16 protein-coding genes and 1 pseudogene are annotated in these 15015 nt (G+C 67.9%); 7 read left to right on the forward strand and 10 right to left on the reverse strand.

Annotation, left to right across the window (positions count from 1 at the left end; all coding sequences use genetic code 11):
• The first annotated feature begins 135 nt into the window (after nucleotides 1-135).
• Nucleotides 136-375, forward strand: a complete 240-nt coding sequence (locus EII34_RS09180) for an AbrB/MazE/SpoVT family DNA-binding domain-containing protein (RefSeq protein WP_124844858.1) — start codon at nucleotides 136-138, stop codon at nucleotides 373-375.
• A 259-nt stretch (nucleotides 376-634) separates the two neighbouring features.
• Here the strand turns inward: EII34_RS09180 and EII34_RS09185 are convergent, their stop codons facing one another.
• The 5 genes from EII34_RS09185 to EII34_RS09205 all read right to left on the reverse strand — a co-directional run bounded on the left by EII34_RS09185 (nucleotide 635) and on the right by EII34_RS09205 (nucleotide 4166).
• A complete protein-coding gene (locus EII34_RS09185; protein WP_124844908.1) occupies nucleotides 635-943 on the reverse strand; it encodes an AzlD domain-containing protein in 309 nt (102 codons plus the stop codon).
• Nucleotides 943-1602: an AzlC family ABC transporter permease gene (locus EII34_RS09190; RefSeq protein WP_260425111.1), complete on the reverse strand. Its 660-nt coding sequence runs from the start codon at nucleotides 1600-1602 to the stop codon at nucleotides 943-945. The genes EII34_RS09185 and EII34_RS09190 overlap by 1 nt, the downstream gene beginning before the upstream one ends.
• A complete protein-coding gene (locus EII34_RS09195; RefSeq protein ID WP_124844859.1) occupies nucleotides 1599-2201 on the reverse strand; it encodes a TetR/AcrR family transcriptional regulator in 603 nt (200 codons plus the stop codon). Before EII34_RS09195 ends, EII34_RS09190 begins: the two co-directional genes overlap by 4 nt.
• 265 nt (nucleotides 2202-2466) lie before the next feature.
• Nucleotides 2467-3741, reverse strand: a complete 1275-nt coding sequence (locus tag EII34_RS09200) for a Y-family DNA polymerase (RefSeq protein ID WP_124844860.1) — start codon at nucleotides 3739-3741, stop codon at nucleotides 2467-2469.
• On the reverse strand, nucleotides 3738-4166 hold the full coding sequence (locus EII34_RS09205; protein WP_260425112.1) for a LexA family protein: 429 nt from the start codon (nucleotides 4164-4166) through the stop codon (nucleotides 3738-3740). Before EII34_RS09205 ends, EII34_RS09200 begins: the two co-directional genes overlap by 4 nt.
• Nucleotides 4167-4340: 174 nt before the next feature.
• Here EII34_RS09205 and EII34_RS09210 point away from each other — a divergent pair, with 174 nt between their 5' ends.
• Genes EII34_RS09210 through EII34_RS09235 form a run of 6 tightly spaced genes read left to right on the forward strand, consistent with a single transcriptional unit; the run spans nucleotide 4341 to nucleotide 10196 of the window.
• A complete protein-coding gene (locus tag EII34_RS09210) occupies nucleotides 4341-5801 on the forward strand; it encodes an MFS transporter (RefSeq protein ID WP_124844862.1) in 1461 nt (486 codons plus the stop codon).
• Nucleotides 5802-5828: 27 nt separating this feature from the next.
• A complete protein-coding gene (trxB, locus tag EII34_RS09215) occupies nucleotides 5829-6761 on the forward strand; it encodes a thioredoxin-disulfide reductase (RefSeq protein WP_124844863.1) in 933 nt (310 codons plus the stop codon).
• 16 nt (nucleotides 6762-6777) lie between these two features.
• Nucleotides 6778-7098 carry a thioredoxin gene (gene trxA, locus EII34_RS09220; RefSeq protein WP_124844864.1) on the forward strand — a complete coding sequence of 107 codons (321 nt, stop codon included), beginning with the start codon at nucleotides 6778-6780 and terminating at the stop codon, nucleotides 7096-7098.
• Entirely contained in the window at nucleotides 7098-7901 is an 804-nt protein-coding gene (locus EII34_RS09225; protein ID WP_124844865.1) for a hypothetical protein, read from the forward strand. The genes trxA and EII34_RS09225 overlap by 1 nt, the downstream gene beginning before the upstream one ends.
• 42 nt (nucleotides 7902-7943) lie before the next feature.
• Complete coding sequence (locus EII34_RS09230) at nucleotides 7944-9242, forward strand: aminotransferase-like domain-containing protein (protein ID WP_124844866.1); 1299 nt, start codon at nucleotides 7944-7946, stop codon at nucleotides 9240-9242.
• A gap of 15 nt (nucleotides 9243-9257) precedes the next feature.
• Nucleotides 9258-10196: a D-alanine--D-alanine ligase family protein gene (locus EII34_RS09235; RefSeq protein WP_124844867.1), complete on the forward strand. Its 939-nt coding sequence runs from the start codon at nucleotides 9258-9260 to the stop codon at nucleotides 10194-10196.
• Nucleotides 10197-10288: 92 nt separating this feature from the next.
• On the opposite strand, the gene EII34_RS09240 is transcribed toward EII34_RS09235, so the two are convergent.
• The 5 genes and pseudogenes from EII34_RS09240 to EII34_RS09255 all read right to left on the reverse strand — a co-directional run bounded on the left by EII34_RS09240 (nucleotide 10289) and on the right by EII34_RS09255 (nucleotide 14569).
• Nucleotides 10289-11194 carry a restriction endonuclease gene (locus EII34_RS09240; protein WP_124844868.1) on the reverse strand — a complete coding sequence of 302 codons (906 nt, stop codon included), beginning with the start codon at nucleotides 11192-11194 and terminating at the stop codon, nucleotides 10289-10291.
• 379 nt (nucleotides 11195-11573) lie between these two features.
• Nucleotides 11574-12407 carry an N-6 DNA methylase gene (locus EII34_RS16550; RefSeq protein ID WP_260425113.1) on the reverse strand — a complete coding sequence of 278 codons (834 nt, stop codon included), beginning with the start codon at nucleotides 12405-12407 and terminating at the stop codon, nucleotides 11574-11576.
• A gap of 56 nt (nucleotides 12408-12463) precedes the next feature.
• Nucleotides 12464-13069 (reverse strand): annotated as a pseudogene (locus EII34_RS16555) (type I restriction-modification system subunit M N-terminal domain-containing protein); the annotation flags it as partial.
• 72 nt (nucleotides 13070-13141) lie between these two features.
• Nucleotides 13142-13699 carry an NfeD family protein gene (locus tag EII34_RS09250; RefSeq protein WP_124844869.1) on the reverse strand — a complete coding sequence of 186 codons (558 nt, stop codon included), beginning with the start codon at nucleotides 13697-13699 and terminating at the stop codon, nucleotides 13142-13144.
• A 216-nt stretch (nucleotides 13700-13915) separates the two neighbouring features.
• Nucleotides 13916-14569, reverse strand: a complete 654-nt coding sequence (locus EII34_RS09255) for a proline-rich domain-containing protein (protein WP_124844870.1) — start codon at nucleotides 14567-14569, stop codon at nucleotides 13916-13918.
• Nucleotides 14570-15015: the final 446 nt, after the last annotated feature.

Here is a 15015-nt window from a genome sequence, read left to right on the forward strand (position 1 = left end):
CGCATAACTGATACCCCAAAAACCTATCGGCGAGTTCAGCCAGCAACCACTGCCAGCTCGGAAACCTCGGACTGGCACTTCGGACCATGCTCGACTGGCTCAGTCAGCTGGAGGCCCGAGCGGTATCCTCCCAGCATGAGTACCACATATGACCTTCGTGTGGGAGATCGGGGCCGCGTGGTCCTTCCAGCGGCTCTGCGCCAAGAGCTCGGGCTGCAGCAGGGAGACGTGCTCTCGGTGACCCTGGCCGACGGTCAGTTGGTCGCCTCCACCCCTCGCGCTGCCTTGGCCCGCATCCGCGCTCGGATGAAGGGAAGCGGGGTCGTCGAGGAACTCCTCGCCGACAGGCGTCGTGAGGTGGAGGCTGGATGGTGACGGTGGTTCTGGATGCCTCAGCCCTCCTCGCATGGTTCGCAGGCGAACCGGGAGCACAGGTGGTGGAGCAGCACCACGAACTGGGCCGAGGCAGTGCAGAAACTCAATGCTCGTGGCTGCCCTGTCGGCGCTGCAAATGCGCGTCGCGTTGCTCGTGAGAGCGTTCCCAACCAGAACGCCAAGCGCATTTGCAGCGGCTTTCTCGATGGGCGTTTCTCAGAGCCAGGCAACCTGCCAGTTCGTGCTCTCCTGCCCGCCCTCACCCCGCGACCCCCAGCAGCCGGACCAGGGCCGCCGCGGCCGCCCCCAGCACCACGACCAGCAGGAACGGGGCCTTGAGCCGCAGCGCCACCAGTGCGACGACCAGGGCCGCCAGCCGCGCGTCGGCGACGACCCGACCCCCGGCCTCGACGGTGGACAGGGCGACCAGTCCTGCCAGGACCCCGACCGTCATGCCGGCCATCGTCACCACCGTGCGGTGGTCGTCGAGGAATCGCCTCGGCACGAGGAAACCGGCCAACTTCGTCGCGAAACAGCCCGCGCAGGCCAGCAGCACCCACCCCCACATCACGCGGCCCTCCTGACCCGCCACCACGCGGCCCCACCACCGACCGCGACCGCCGCGAGGATCGGCAGCCCCGCCGGCAGCGCCGGAACCAGGGCGATCACCACCACCGCAGCCGCGACGGCGACCGCCACCGTCTCCCTGTCCCGCAGCCTGGGCCACAGCAGCCCGCAGAACGCCGCGAGTGCGGCACCGTCGAGCCCCCAGCGTTTCGGGTCGCCCAGCAGGTCACCGAGCAGCACCCCGAGCAGCGTCATGAGGTTCCACAGCACGAACACCCCGAGCCCGGCCGCCCAGAACCCGACCCGCCGATCCGCCGGAACCGTCTGCGACCCCGCCACCGCCGTCGACTCGTCGATGCTGAGCTGCGCCATCGCCACCCGCTCCAGCCCACGCGGATGGAACCACGAGTTCACCTGCATCCCGTAGACGGCGTTGCGCAGCCCCACCAGCCAGGCCGCCGCCCCCGCCGCCAGGCCACCTCCGGTCAGGGCTCCGAGGAACGCGAACTGCGACCCACCGCTGAACATCAGCAGGCTCAGCGTCATCGTCTGCCACAGGTCCAGCCCCGCAGCGACGGCGAGCGCACCGAACGAGACCCCGTAGGCCCCCGTTGCGACGCTCACCGAGGCGGCCATCCGCCTGACGGCCCGCGAGCTCACCGCCTGGTACCGACGATGCCCGCGACGAGCCCTGTGGTCGCCTGTTCAGCCACCTCGAGCACCAGGTCGACGTCCACCCCGGCGTCGAGCTGCCGGAACGACGACTCCAGCACCCCCCTGGTCAGCGCTGCCGCGATCCTGCTGCGGGCATGGTCGAGCACCAGCGCCCCCCAAGCCTGGCTGAGGGCCTCCCGCATCACGTGATGGGCCTGGTCCATCACGCGACGGGTCGCCGGCGACGGCGTGATCCCGGTCGACAGGGTCATCAGCCAGCCGTGCCCCGTCGCCGCGGCCTGACGGATGTTGGCCGCCACCCAGGTCACGATCCTCTCCGCCGGGTCCTCCAGTGGTTCCAGTTCCGCCTCCACCGCGTCCAGCCACGCGGGCAGGTAGCGTTCCAGCACCAGACCACGCAGGTCGTCGACGGAATCCACATAACGGTAGATGCTGTTCCTGGCGATCCCGGCCGCGGCCGTGACCACCCCGGCGGTGAGCTTCTCCGGCTCCCCGGAGCGCATGATCTCCTCGGCGGCGTCCACCAGACGACGCTGCACCATCGCTCGGTGCTGCGCCACGGTCGGTGCTGCGATCTTCGGCACGGGACTCCCTTCCAGGTCGTTGGCGACTGATTGTAGAGTCTCGTCCTCAAACTGTCCGCAACTGGTCACCATGCGACACCCGGGACCACACCCCGGCGACCACCACCGCCACCCGGTTCGCCTGTCCTGGTGCCGGTTCACCTGCCTTGATTCGAATTGCCTGCCCAACAAGACAGGCAATTCCGAACAGGACAGGCAATTCCATCCCAGGACAGGCGAACCGCGGAATGCTGGCTGAACACCGACGGAGCACCGGCCAGGACACCTACGCCTTCACCGTCGCCAGCTCCTCCCACCGGGTGGTGGCCCGACGGGTGAGCATGCTCCGCCTCATCTGCCACGACGGGCCGGGACGCAACCCACCCCACCCGAGACCGATGGTGCCGCGACCGGCCCGCTGCTGCACCTGCTCGATCAGCTCCGCCACCCCGGCGTCCTCGTGCGGGGACCGGAACATCTCGAACGGCACCGAGGCACCGACGGGGGTCAGGTCCATGAGCATGATGCCGGCGCGGGCGTAGTGCACCCCCTCCTGGATGCGGGGCAGCAGTTCCCGGGCCGCACGCATGAGGGCGACGGGGTCGGCGGTCGGGAGCGGCAACCTGGTGATGACGCTCGGGTGGGACTGCTGCCCTGCGCGACGGCTCGTGCCCGCGAAGGCCTGCAGGGTCCCGGCGACCTGCTGGTGGCGCATCAACCGGGCGGCCGCCTGCTGCGTGTAGATGCTCAGGACCTGACGGATGCCCGCCCTGGTCGTGATCCTCTCGGAGAAGGACCGGCTCACGATGAGCTGCTCCTTCCGGCCGGTGCGGTCCTCCTCCCGGTCGATGCAGGCGACACCACGCAGTTCGAGCGCGGTCCGCATCACCAGGACATTGAACCGTCGCCTGATCATCCCGGGATCAGCGGTCGCGAGATCCCAGACGGTGCTGATCCCGAGACCGGCCAGGCGACGTTCCAGCCGTGAGCCGATCCCCCACACCTGCGAGACCGGCAGGCGTTCCATCAGGCCTCGACGCCACTGGGGACGACACGCCGGCCACACGCACACACCGTCGAACACGTCGATCCTCTTGGCGGCCATGTTCGCGAGCTTGGCGAGTGTGCGGGTCGGTGCGATCCCCACCCCGACCGGGATCCGCAGGCACCGCCGCAGGGTGGTGCGGATGTCCCGGCCGAACCGTGCCATCGCCTCGACATCGCGTGCGCTTCGGCGCGGGAGCAGGAGGAAGGCCTCGTCGATGCTGCGGACCTCCAGTTCCGTGGTGAACCGGTCGAGGATGGCCATCGTCCGTCTCGACATGTCGCCGTACAGCTCGTAGTTGCTGGAGACGGCCCTCAGACCGAGCCGTTGCGCATGTGGTCCCAGCTCGAACCAGGGCCGCCCCAGGTCGAGACCGATCGCCCTGGCCTCCGCGCTGGCGGCGACGACCATGCCGTCGTTGTTGCTCAGCACGACCACCGGCACCCCCTCGAGGGCCGGGTTGAACACCCGCTCGAACGACACGTATGCCGAGTTCACGTCGACGTGGGCGATCATCGTCGCTGGTTGCGGAGGTGGTGGATGCAGTAGGTCGCGACACCGAACACGTCCAGCTCGGCCAGCTCGGGCACGACGATGTCCGGGTACCCCCGGCCCTCGGCACGCAGGATCACACCATCCCGGGTGATGTCGAGGCGCTTGACGGTGAACTCGCCGTCCAGCCTGGCCACCACCACGTCACCTGCGCGCGGCTCCTTCGAGGTGTCGACGAGCAGTTCGTCGCCGTCACAGATCCCGGCATCCGTCATCGAGTCGCCACTGACCCGGACGATGAACGTCGTCAGTTCGTCGTCGACGAGCTGCGCGGTCAGATCGATCGGTCCCTCGTAGTAGTCCTGCGCCGGGCTCGGGAAGCCGCACGGAACCGCGACGGGCGCGGCCAGGAGCATCGCCCGGGTCGTCACATCCACTGGCCGTGGCACTGTCGCAGGCATTCCTCGCCGCCCTCTCGTGTCTCGGGTACCGGTTCCCCACAGGGTACCCCGGGAACGACCAGGAATCCAACATGTGTTCGAACATCGGTGGTGAGGTCCTGCTCACGACGCCCCGGCCGACGCGACAGGCCCTAGAGTTGGCGACAGCAGAAGGAGCAACCGATGTCGACGACCCCCACCACCCGCACCTGGCTCGGGTTGTGGGTGCTCGCCGCCGCGTTGGCGATCATCGTCATCGACGGCACCGTCGTCGGTGTCGCCCTTCCCACCATCATCGACGACCTCGGGTTGTCGTTGACCGGTGGCCAGTGGGTCAACTCCCTCTACTCCGTGGTGTTCGCGGCCCTGCTGCTCACCTTCGGGCGCATCGGTGACAACCACGGTCGCCGACGGATGCTGCTGGTCGGGGTGGCGGTGTTCGTCGCCGGATCGGTGTTGGCGGGCCTCGCGACGGGGGCCGGTCCACTCATCGCGGGACGCGCCGTCCAAGGGGTCGGTGGGGCGATGGTGCTGCCGGCGACCCTCTCCAGCGTCAACGCCACCTTCCGTGGCCCCCACCGCGCCACCGCGTTCGGCATCTGGGGGGCCGTGCTGTCGGGGGCCGCCGCGCTCGGACCGCTGCTCGGCGGCTGGCTCACCGCCGGCACCGGCTGGCGGGCCGTGTTCTGGATCAACGTCCCACTCGGGATCGCCGTCGTGGTCGCGGCCCGGCATCTGGTGCCGGAGACCCGCAGTCCCCGTCCCGAACCCCTCGAACCCTTCGGCCCGCTCCTGTCGGCCCTCGGTTTCGGTGCCCTGGTCTTCGGGTTGATCGAGGGCACCACCCTCGGCTGGTGGACCCCCCGCGAGGCCCTGCAGGTCGGGCGCCTGACCTGGGGCCCCGACGCGCCGGTCTCCGCCGCACCGGTCGCCGTCGCGGTGGGGCTGGGCTTCCTCGTCTGGTTCGTCCTGCGGGAGCACCGCCGTCACCGCCTGCCGCACCTGGTCAACCTCGACCTGTTCCGCATCCACACCTTCAGCCGCGGCAATCTCACCGCCGCGCTGGTGCAGGTCGCCGAGTACGTCCTGATCTTCGTGCTGCCCATCCACCTGGTCACCGGTGCCGACGCCAGCCCGCTCACCGCAGGTCTGGTGCTGATGTCGATGGCTCTCGGGGCCTTCGCCTCCGGTGCGTCCGCGCGTCTGCTGGCGCGCCACCTGGCCACCCGGCGCATCGTGCAGCTGGGGCTGCTGCTGGAGATCCTCGGCATGGCGGCGACGGCGCTCGCCATCCAGACCTCCGTCTCCCCCCTGTGGGTGGCGGCCGCGATGCTGCCGTACGGGATCGGCCTGGGGTTGGCGGCCGCCCAGCTGACCTCCATGGTGCTCCACGACGTACCCGTGGCCCAGTCCGGTCAGGGATCGGCCCTCCAGTCCACCATCCGGCAGGTCGGGGCGGCCCTCGGGTCGGCGCTGGGCGGTACCGTGATGGGGTTGGTGCTCGCCGGTCACCCCGTCTCCGACGCCCCCGCGACACTCCTGGCCCAGGCCTGTGGCGTCGCCCTGTGGCTCGCGACGGCGGTGCTGGTGGTGGCGCTGGGCCTGGTTCCGCTACGTCGAACTTCGGGGGGACACGTAGAATGACCGGGCGAGATCACTTTTGAGGGGAACATGAGCATTCACGATCTGATCATCATCGGTTCCGGCCCGGCCGGGTACACCGCCGCCATCTACGCGGCACGCGCGGCGCTCAGCCCCGTCGTGTTCGAGGGTGCGTTCAGCGGTGGTGGTGCCCTGATGAACACCACCGATGTGGAGAACTTTCCCGGCTTCCCCGAGGGCGTCATGGGTCCTGACCTGATGGAGAACATGCGGGCCCAGGCCAAGCGGTTCGGGGCGGAGCTGGTCACCGACGACGTGACGGCCGTCGACCTGACCGGTGAGGTGAAGCAGGTCACCGACTCCACGGGCAACCTCTGGCAGGCCCGGGCCGTCATCCTGGCGATGGGTTCGGGCTACCGGAAGCTCGGGGTTCCCGGCGAGGACCGGCTGTCCGGGTTCGGGGTCAGCTGGTGCGCCACCTGCGACGGTGCGTTCTTCCGTGACAAGCCGATCATCGTGGTCGGGGGCGGTGACTCCGCGGTCGAGGAGGCGACCTTCCTCACCCGGTTCGGCTCCTCGGTGCTGCTCGTGCACCGTCGTGACGAGTTGCGTGCCTCCAAGGTGATGGTCGCGCGTGCCGAGAAGGACCCGAAGCTCAGTTTCGCGTGGAACAGCGTCGTGGAGTCGATGAACGGCGAGAGCACGGTGGAGTCCGTGACGCTGCGTGACGTGGTCACCGGCGCCACCCGCGACGTCGAGGCCGCCGGGGTGTTCGTCGCGATCGGGCACGATCCCCGCAGTGAGCTGGTCAAGGGCCAGGTGGATCTCGACGACGCCGGTTACGTGCTGGTGCGCGAGGGCTCCCAGGCCACCAACCTCGACGGGGTCTTCGCCTGCGGCGACCTCGTCGACCACACCTACCGTCAGGCCATCACCGCCGCCGGGTCGGGCTGTCGCGCAGCCCTCGACGCCGAGCGGTGGCTGGCCGCCCTCCAGTCCTGAACCCGAAGGAGAAGCCATGAGTGTCGCCGACATCACCGAGGCCCAGTTCGCCGATGAGGTGCTGCTGTCCCCCGTCCCCGTCGTGGTGGACTACTGGGCCGACTGGTGCTCTCCCTGCAAGCAGCTGTCACCCATCATCGACGAGCTGGCCCGCGAGTACGAGGGTCGGGTGAAGTTCGTGAAGGTCGACACCTCCGCCGAGGCGGGGCTCGCCGCGCAGCAGGGCATCCTGTCGTTGCCGACGTTGCAGTTCTACAAGGCCGGGCGGGTCGAGAAGTCGCTGTCCGGCGGCAAGTCGAAGAATGCGCTCAAGAAGGTCCTCGACGAGCTGATCTGATGGCCGAGTTCGATTCACCCGGCTCCGGCAGGCCTCGCCGGGGTCTGCCGGAGGTTGCCGAGGAGGACGACTCGCCCACCTTGGTGAACATGCCGGTGCCCCGTCGTTCCGCGTTGACCCCGTCGTCACCCGGCACGCCACTCAGCCCGTTCCCGGACCCGGTGCCGCGACGTTCCGCCCTGACCCCCGCCTCGCCGACGACGGCTGCTCCGGTGCCGCGTCGTTCCGCGTTGACGCCGTCGTCGCCCGGACGCTGGCACGCGGTCGGGAGGGATGACGACGACGCCAAGCCGCCGCTGCCGGTGTGGGTCAAGAGCACCGCGATCGGGGTGCTGGTGGTGATCGTGGTGGTCGCCGGGTGGCTGGTGTTCAACCTGGCCTCCCCGACCCCGCCGTCGCCCTCGACGTCGCCGTCGGACTCGGCCACCTCGAGTGGGCCGTGGGAGCTGCGGCTGGTGAAGCAGGTGGGTGAGTACGTGGCGGGGGATCCCATTGTAGGGGACGGGTCCGTCACGGGTGACGCAGAGCTGCTCAGCGCCGACTACTCCGACGGCACCAGCAAGTTCCGGCTCCAGCTGTACCGGCCGGAGACGGACATGACCGCGTACCTGAAGACGGCCGGTGTGGTGGAACCGGTGGAGGTCGGCAATGCGATGTGCGGCACCCTGGAGGGCAACGGGTTGCCGATGTGCGTTCGGGTGGTCGACGACACCGCCATCGCCGTGGCGGGGCTCAGCGAGCAGACCCCGGAGGCGCTGTCGGCGCTGGTGGACGAGTTCTACGCCAGGCTGAGCGGAAAGTGAGCGGTGTTCCCGCCGGGGGGTGGTGAGGGATAGGTTGGTCCGGTGAGCCAGAGCAGACACGACACCCGGCTCGACCCGTTCGTCGAGCACTACGCCCAGCGCACGCACAGCCTGAAGGTCTCGGCGGTGCGGGCACTGTTCGCGGTGGCGAACCGGCCGGAGATCGTGTCGTTGGCCGGGGGGATGCCGAACATCCAGGACCTGCCGTTGGATCATCTGGGCGATGAACTGAGTGCCCTGGTCCGGGAGCGCGGCACCCAGGTCATGCAGTACGGGTCGGGGCAGGGGGAGCCCCGGATCCGGGAGCAGATCTGTGAGGTGATGGCGGAGGAGGGCGTCGTCGCGCATGCCGACGACGTGGTCATCACCGCCGGGTCGCAGCAGGGGCTGGACCTGGTGACCCGCACCTTCTGCGACCCGGGGGATGTGATCCTGGCGGAGTCGCCGTCGTACGTGGGTGCGCTGGGCACGTTCCAGAGCTACCAGGCCGAGGTGGTGCACGTGCCCTGCGACGACGCGGGCCTGGTGCCGGAGGCGTTGCGGGAGGTGATCACCCGGCTGCGTGCGGCGGGGAAGCGCCCGAAGTTCCTGTACACCATCCCGAACTTCAACAACCCGTCGGGGGTGACGCAGCCGCTGGAGCGCCGTCGTGAGGTGCTGGCGGTGTGCCGGGAGCTGGGGGTGCTGGTCGTCGAGGACAACCCGTACGGGCTGCTCAGCCTGGATGCAGAGCCGATCCCTGCGATGCGTTCGATGGATGAGGACGTGATCTACCTGGGGTCGTTCTCGAAGACCTTCGCGCCGGGGTTCCGGGTGGGCTGGGTGTGTGCACCGCACGCGGTGAAGGAGAAGCTGGTGCTGGCGCAGGAGTCGGCGACGCTGTGTCCGCCGGTGTTCTCGCAGTTCGCGATCAGCGACTACCTGACCCACAACGACTGGCGGCAGCAGATCGAGGTGTACCGGGGGATGTACCGTCAGCGTCGTGACGCGATGTTGCAGGCCCTGGGCCGGGAGATGCCGCCGGGGTGTTCGTGGACCCGGCCGGGTGGGGGGTTCTTCGTGTGGGTGAGCCTGCCGGAGGGGATCAATGCGTCGGCGATGCTGCCGCGTGGGGTGAATGCGCGGGTGGCGTTCGTGCCGGGCTCGGCGTTCTTCGCCGACGGTCAGGGGGGTCGCAATGTGCGGCTGTCGTTCTGCTTCCCCCCTGCGGAGCGGATCGTCGTGGGGGTGGAGCGGTTCGCCGAGGTGGTGCGGGGCGAGCTGGAGTTGTTGCACACGTTCGGGATCTCCAGCAGTTCGGGTGGGGGTCATGCGGCTGGGCCCGGACCGGATGTGTTGTGAGAAGGGGAGTGTGACATGACCGTGTTCGTCATCGCCGGTGGGTTGAGCCATGAGCGGGACGTGTCCCTGCGTTCGGGGGCGCGGGTGGCCACGGCGCTCCGGGATCGGGGGCTGGCCGTGGAGGTCGTCGACGTGAACCAGGAGCTGATCGCCAGGCTCCAGGCCGACGACGACCCCGTCGCGGTTCCGGTGCTGCACGGGGGGCTGGGTGAGGACGGGGCGCTGCGTGAGGTGCTGCGGGTGCTCGGGGTGCCGTTCGTCGGGTCGGGGGGTGCGGCGTCCAGGCGGACCTTCGACAAGTCGATCGCGACCCGGCTGGTGGCCGGGGCCGGGATCCCGACACCGCAGCAGGTCGCGTTGCCGGATGACATCTTCCGGGAGTTGGGGGCGCAGGCGATCATGGCGGCGCTCGGGGAGAGGTTGCACTTCCCGCTCATGGTCAAGCCGGCGCGGTCGGGATCGGCGTTGGGGGCGGTGAGGGTGAGTGCCGCGGAGGAGTTGCCGCAGGCGCTGGTGGGGGCGTTCGCGTACGGGAAGATGGCCGTGGTGGAGGAGTTCATCGACGGCGTGGAGCTGGCGGTCACCGTCGTCGACGGGGCGGAGGGGCCGCGGGCGTTGCCGCCGGTGGAGATCCGGCCCGCGGGTGGGGTCTACGACTACGAGGCCCGCTACACGGCGGGGGCGACGCGTTTCGTCACGCCGGGGGAGCTGCCGGAGGCGGTGCTGGAGCAGGCCGGGGAGGTCGCGGTGCGGGTGCACGAGCTGCTGGGGCTGCGTGACCTCTCACGCACCGACCTGATCGTCCGCGACGGCGTCGCGCACTTCATCGAGGGCAACGTCGCACCGGGCCTGACGGAGACCTCTCTGGTGCCGCTCGCCCTGGAGGCAGCGGGTCTGAGTTTGGGCGAGGTCGTCGAGGATCTGATCGACAAGGCCAGGTCCAGGCTCGGGTGAGCCGCCTGTTTCAGAGACTTTTCGGGGATCAGTTGTGCGTTTTGACCATCCAAGGCCCGAGAAGTCATGACAGGATCCCGAGAAACTGCCTCTCACAGTCCCTCAAAGAAGTCGTCGTCGAGCCGTACCAGGCTGGGAGTCTCCTCACGTTGCACCCCGACGCCGTGCTGGACCAACAGGTGGGCCAGCCGTGAGCCGTCGATGAGTTCGATGCGGGCGTTGATGCGTTCGGCCTCGTCACGGGCTCCGCGGCTGAAGGTCGCGGTGGTGATGTAGACACCACGGTCGCCCTGTCGTCCGAGCAGGGCTCCAGCGAATTTCTGGATCTCTGGGCGGTCGACGATGCGATCAGCGGCCCACCGTTTGGCCTGTACGTAGATGCGGTCCAGGCCGAGGGGGTCCTGGCTGATGATGCCGTCGATCCCACCGTCGTTGCTGGGCTGGGTGCGCTCCAAGGAGCCGCGTTGTCCATACCCCATGGCACCGAGCAGGCGGATGACCAGGTGTTCGAAGGCCGCCGGGGTGATGCTCAGGGCGGCTTCCAGCACCTCGGTCTCGACGGCAGCCCGGTTGACGCTGACGGCTCGGGCGATGAGATCAGCCGGGGTGGGTGCTGGTTCCAGTGATGGTGTGGAGCTGTCATCAGTCGTGTTCCGGGTGCGTTGCAGGAACTCGCGAAACGACGGGTAGGTCTTCAGGATCTTCACATCGATCCGCTCCGGGTGGGAACGGAGGACTTGGAGGCCGGCTTCGGTGATCCGCTCCTGACCCCGGGCGGGTCGCTCCGCCAGGCCCGCCTGCACCAGGTAGGTCACGGCCCAGCCCACCCGACCGGCCATCACCCGCTGTTTCCCACTGGGTATCAGGGCGGCGCGCTCCTCGGCCGTGAGTTGGAACTCGTCCTCCAGTGCGGAGATGAGGTCCCGCATCCGCCAGGTCCGGCCATCGGAGAGCAGTTCCAGTACCGGCCGCATGCAGGCCTGGTAGTCGGGGATCATCTCTTCTCCTCAAAGGTCAGCAACCGACCCCGGCAGCACTCATACTGGCACCGCAGAGCTCCAGTTGAGTGAACCTCTCCAAGAGTCTCACGATTTCCCGCTGCACTTCAATCGGGGAAACGGAGACTCAGAGATCGTTTCCGAACTGCCGGTGACGCTTCGACCACGGACGGATTCGGTTCCGGGATCACCTGGTGGCACCGGTTGCATCACTGACGAGAACCAGGCGTGTGGGCCAGCCTCCACCAGATCCTTCTTGACCAACTCGGTCACCCCGGGGCCATCGACTGGGAACACCACTGCCCTGCTCACCCTGGCCACGGCCTACACCGCACCACCACTCCTCGTCAAAGCACGCCACCAGTCATGAAACGACCTCTCAGGCCACGCTGGTGTCGTAGAGGTCCAGCACCTGCCGGTACAGCACCTTCTCGCTGCTGCGGATGTCCCGGGTGACCTGGCGAGATCCCTCGGTGCGAACCTGTCGGAATCTCCGACAGGTTGCCGACTCCTCCAGTTCACCCTCCGCGTAGATGTTGCGCAGGTGCTCGACGACGTTGGTTCGGGAGGTCTGGAACAGCTCAGCGATCTGTTGCTGACTCAGCCACAGCGACTCATCCACCAGCCGCACCTCCAGAGCCGCGGTGCCGTCGTCGCGACGGTAGAGGAGCAGCTCGGCCTGACGGGCGACGATGCGGGCGATCTCCGCGTTGAGTTCCGTGATGTCGACCGCCTCGCGGGTGTCCTCCTTCTCCACGTGCGCGGAGACGGACAGGTTGTAGTCGGCCTCACCGATGTCCTCATTGCTGACCAACGACGCGACGTGGGGGACCTCCTCCCGGGCGGTGAACAGCTCCAGGATGCGCTGCTGGTGCTCCGGCTGCAGCTTGTTCTTGTTGCCGACCCGGCTGAACTCCGCCGAGGCGTCGATGAACAGGACGTCGTTGCTGGGTTTCGACTTCTTCAACACGATGATGCAGGTGGCGATCGTCGTGCCGAAGAACAGGTCCTGCGGCAGCTGGATGACCGCATCCACGTAGTTGTTGTCCACGAGATACTTGCGGATCTTCTGCTCCGCGCCGCTCCGGTACAGCACCCCGGGGAACTCGACGATGGCCGCGGTGCCGTTGACCGCCAGCCAGGACAGGATGTGCATCGTGAAGGCCAGATCGGCCTTCGACTTCCGCCCCACCACGGTGAGCCGGGCCAGCACCTCTGAGACCTCCGGCGGCGTGTATAGTACTCGCCCCCGGACTTGCCCGCCTGGGAGGCGTACATCTGCATGAGGTACTCGTAGGCGTCGCCGAACAGGTCGATGGAGTTGTCCTCGAAGCTTCCCAGCGGCAGGTCACCGATGGCGTTCAGCAGCTTGACGAGCTTCTCGTTCCGCCTGGGGATGGTTGGTCCGAGCTTCGAGCTGTTGACGTCGAGGTCATCGAACAGGCCCTTGAGGGCGCGTTCGCTGGGCTGGCCCATCGCGGAGCCCTGGATGTTGCGGAACACCCGCGCCAACGTCTCGTTGAGGTTCGCGTCCTGAGCAGCCCGAGCACGGACGTTGACGAACAGCTCCGAGGGGAAGATGAAGAACCCCTTCTCCTCGATGATTCCCCGCATGCCCCGCTCCGCAACGGCATCCGGCAGCTCCGCGTAGTCGTCGTCCCCATCAGCGTTGATGTAGGCGGTCAGGTTCTCCGAGATGAACCGGTAGAACAACATCCCCAACACATAGGCCTTGAAGTCCCACCCGTCGACGCTGCCACGCAGGTCGTTGGCAATGCGCCAGATCGTCTTGTGCAGCTCGCCGCGCTGGGCTTCGCTGGTGGTGGGTGCCATGCTCGTCTCCTGGCCCGAGGACCTCTCGGATGCAGGCATCATCCTACCGAGGGAGTCCGACACAAGGTCTCCAGCAGTCGACGAGTCGACTCAGGGCTGGATACCGGCCGCCGGTCAGGCCCCGTGGCCGGTGCTCTGCCCCTGCCGCTGCCACATTTTGACCGACGGGCTGAACAGCAGGATGAGTGAGGCCACTGCAAGCCCCAGGCTGACGGTACCGCCGATCAGGCTGGGTGCATGTCTGCCTCTTCCCACGGTCAGGTGAAACAGGAGAAAGGCCCCGCTCAGCAGGAGCTGCATCACGGTGCCGGCAATCAGCGAGGCGTACCCCTTGCGCAGCAGAAAAACGATCCCGGACACCAGGAGCAGCACCGCCGCGACAGGAAGGCCGACAGCGAAGAAGTACAACACTCCCAGGCCGATCGTCCCGGAGGTCGCCCCCTTCTGGGTCTCCATCGAGATGAACAGTGCCAGCCCGGCGAAGATGAACGACAGCATGATCCCGAGACTGCCGCTGACGATGCCGAGCACCGACGCCGCCGTCGCCGCGCCGGGACGTCGCTGTTTGCTCGTGCCACTCGTGTCGTGGGGTGCCCACACGTAGCCACCCGGTGGTCGTACCGGGTGCGACGGTGTGGGCCGGAACTCAGGGGGCTGCTCGGAGAGGTTCATGTCGTTGATCCTCCCGCACCAACCCCGGGATGTCCACAGTCCTGATGCTCTCAGGGCTCGTCGTCTCCGCTGGCGGTCAGTCCAAGGCTCGACAGGAGCTGACCCACGGTTCCGCTGAGAGCAACACCGGGGCAGGAGGATGCGGATCGCTCAGGCCGGAAACGCGACGGCTGCCCGGAAAGATCCGGACAGCCGTCGTGATGAGGCGGTGTGGGTCTACTTCTTCCACTGCTTTGCTGCTGGGCTCAGCATGAGGAAGATGGTGGTACCGGCCAGACCGTAGCCGATGATGAGGCCCAGGATGTTGGCACCGTTGAGTTCCCCGACCAGCATCAGGGTGATCACGAGTCCCAGTGTGACGCAGGCCGCCTGTGCGATGCCTGCGCCCAGCAGAACACCGTACCCCTTGCCCTTGAGGAAGGTGATGCCGCTCGCCAGGAGCGCCACGGCGGTGAGGAAGGTTCCGAAGGCGTGGATGTAGCCCAGGATGAGGATCGGGCCGAGATCCGCGGATCCCGTCACGAAGTCTGCGCCTGAGACCACGGCGATGCTGAAGAAACCGGCGATGATGCCGAGGCTACCGCTGATGATGCCGAGCACCGACGCCCCCGTCGCGGCACCCGGGCGCTGCGGGGCAGCTGGCTGCCCATAGCCCTGGGGAAGATATCCACCGGGCTGCCCATAGCCCTGAGGAGCGTACCCACCGGGCTGCCCGTAGCCCTGCTGGGCATGGGCGCCGTGCTGGGGCGGGTAGGGGCCGGGTGGGGTCATACCGCCATGCTGTGGGGCGACGAACCCCTGGCTCTGGGGCGGGTGGCCCAGCGACGGCTGATATCCGGGTTGCTGGCCGGACGGGTACGGTTCGCTCATGTGGGGACCTTTCTGACAAGCTTCATCCCAGAGCATAGAAGCTACTCCACGGAAGGTTCGCATCTGTCCCGGTGACGTCGACGTGATCGGGAACTGCTGGTGTCTCCGCTCCGTCGAACCAGAAATGTGACGAGCAACCCCGTTCTCGACCCGACCTCCTGCACCATGCGCCAGAGGCCTGGGCCGTGAGGCAGGGATGAGCATTGCAGGCCCTCCTCTGACCTGGGTTGGTGCCTCTTCGGTGCCCCTGGTGCCAGTGGCCCAATGCCGGGGAAGGCAGGTGATTTCGTCATGACTCGCGTGGTCAGCCGCGGGACACTCCCGGACCCGACGAGGCGCTGTCACGCACACCACCGGAATGGCCTTCCAACGTCATCCTGCGCTTCCGCACAAAACACAATGAGGTTCTTCCTCACCGCATGAAGTGCAGATCCTCGGTCCGCATC

Origin of the sequence: Arachnia propionica (assembly GCF_003859805.1) — a bacterium.
Lineage (GTDB): Bacteria > Actinomycetota > Actinomycetes > Propionibacteriales > Propionibacteriaceae > Arachnia > Arachnia propionica_C.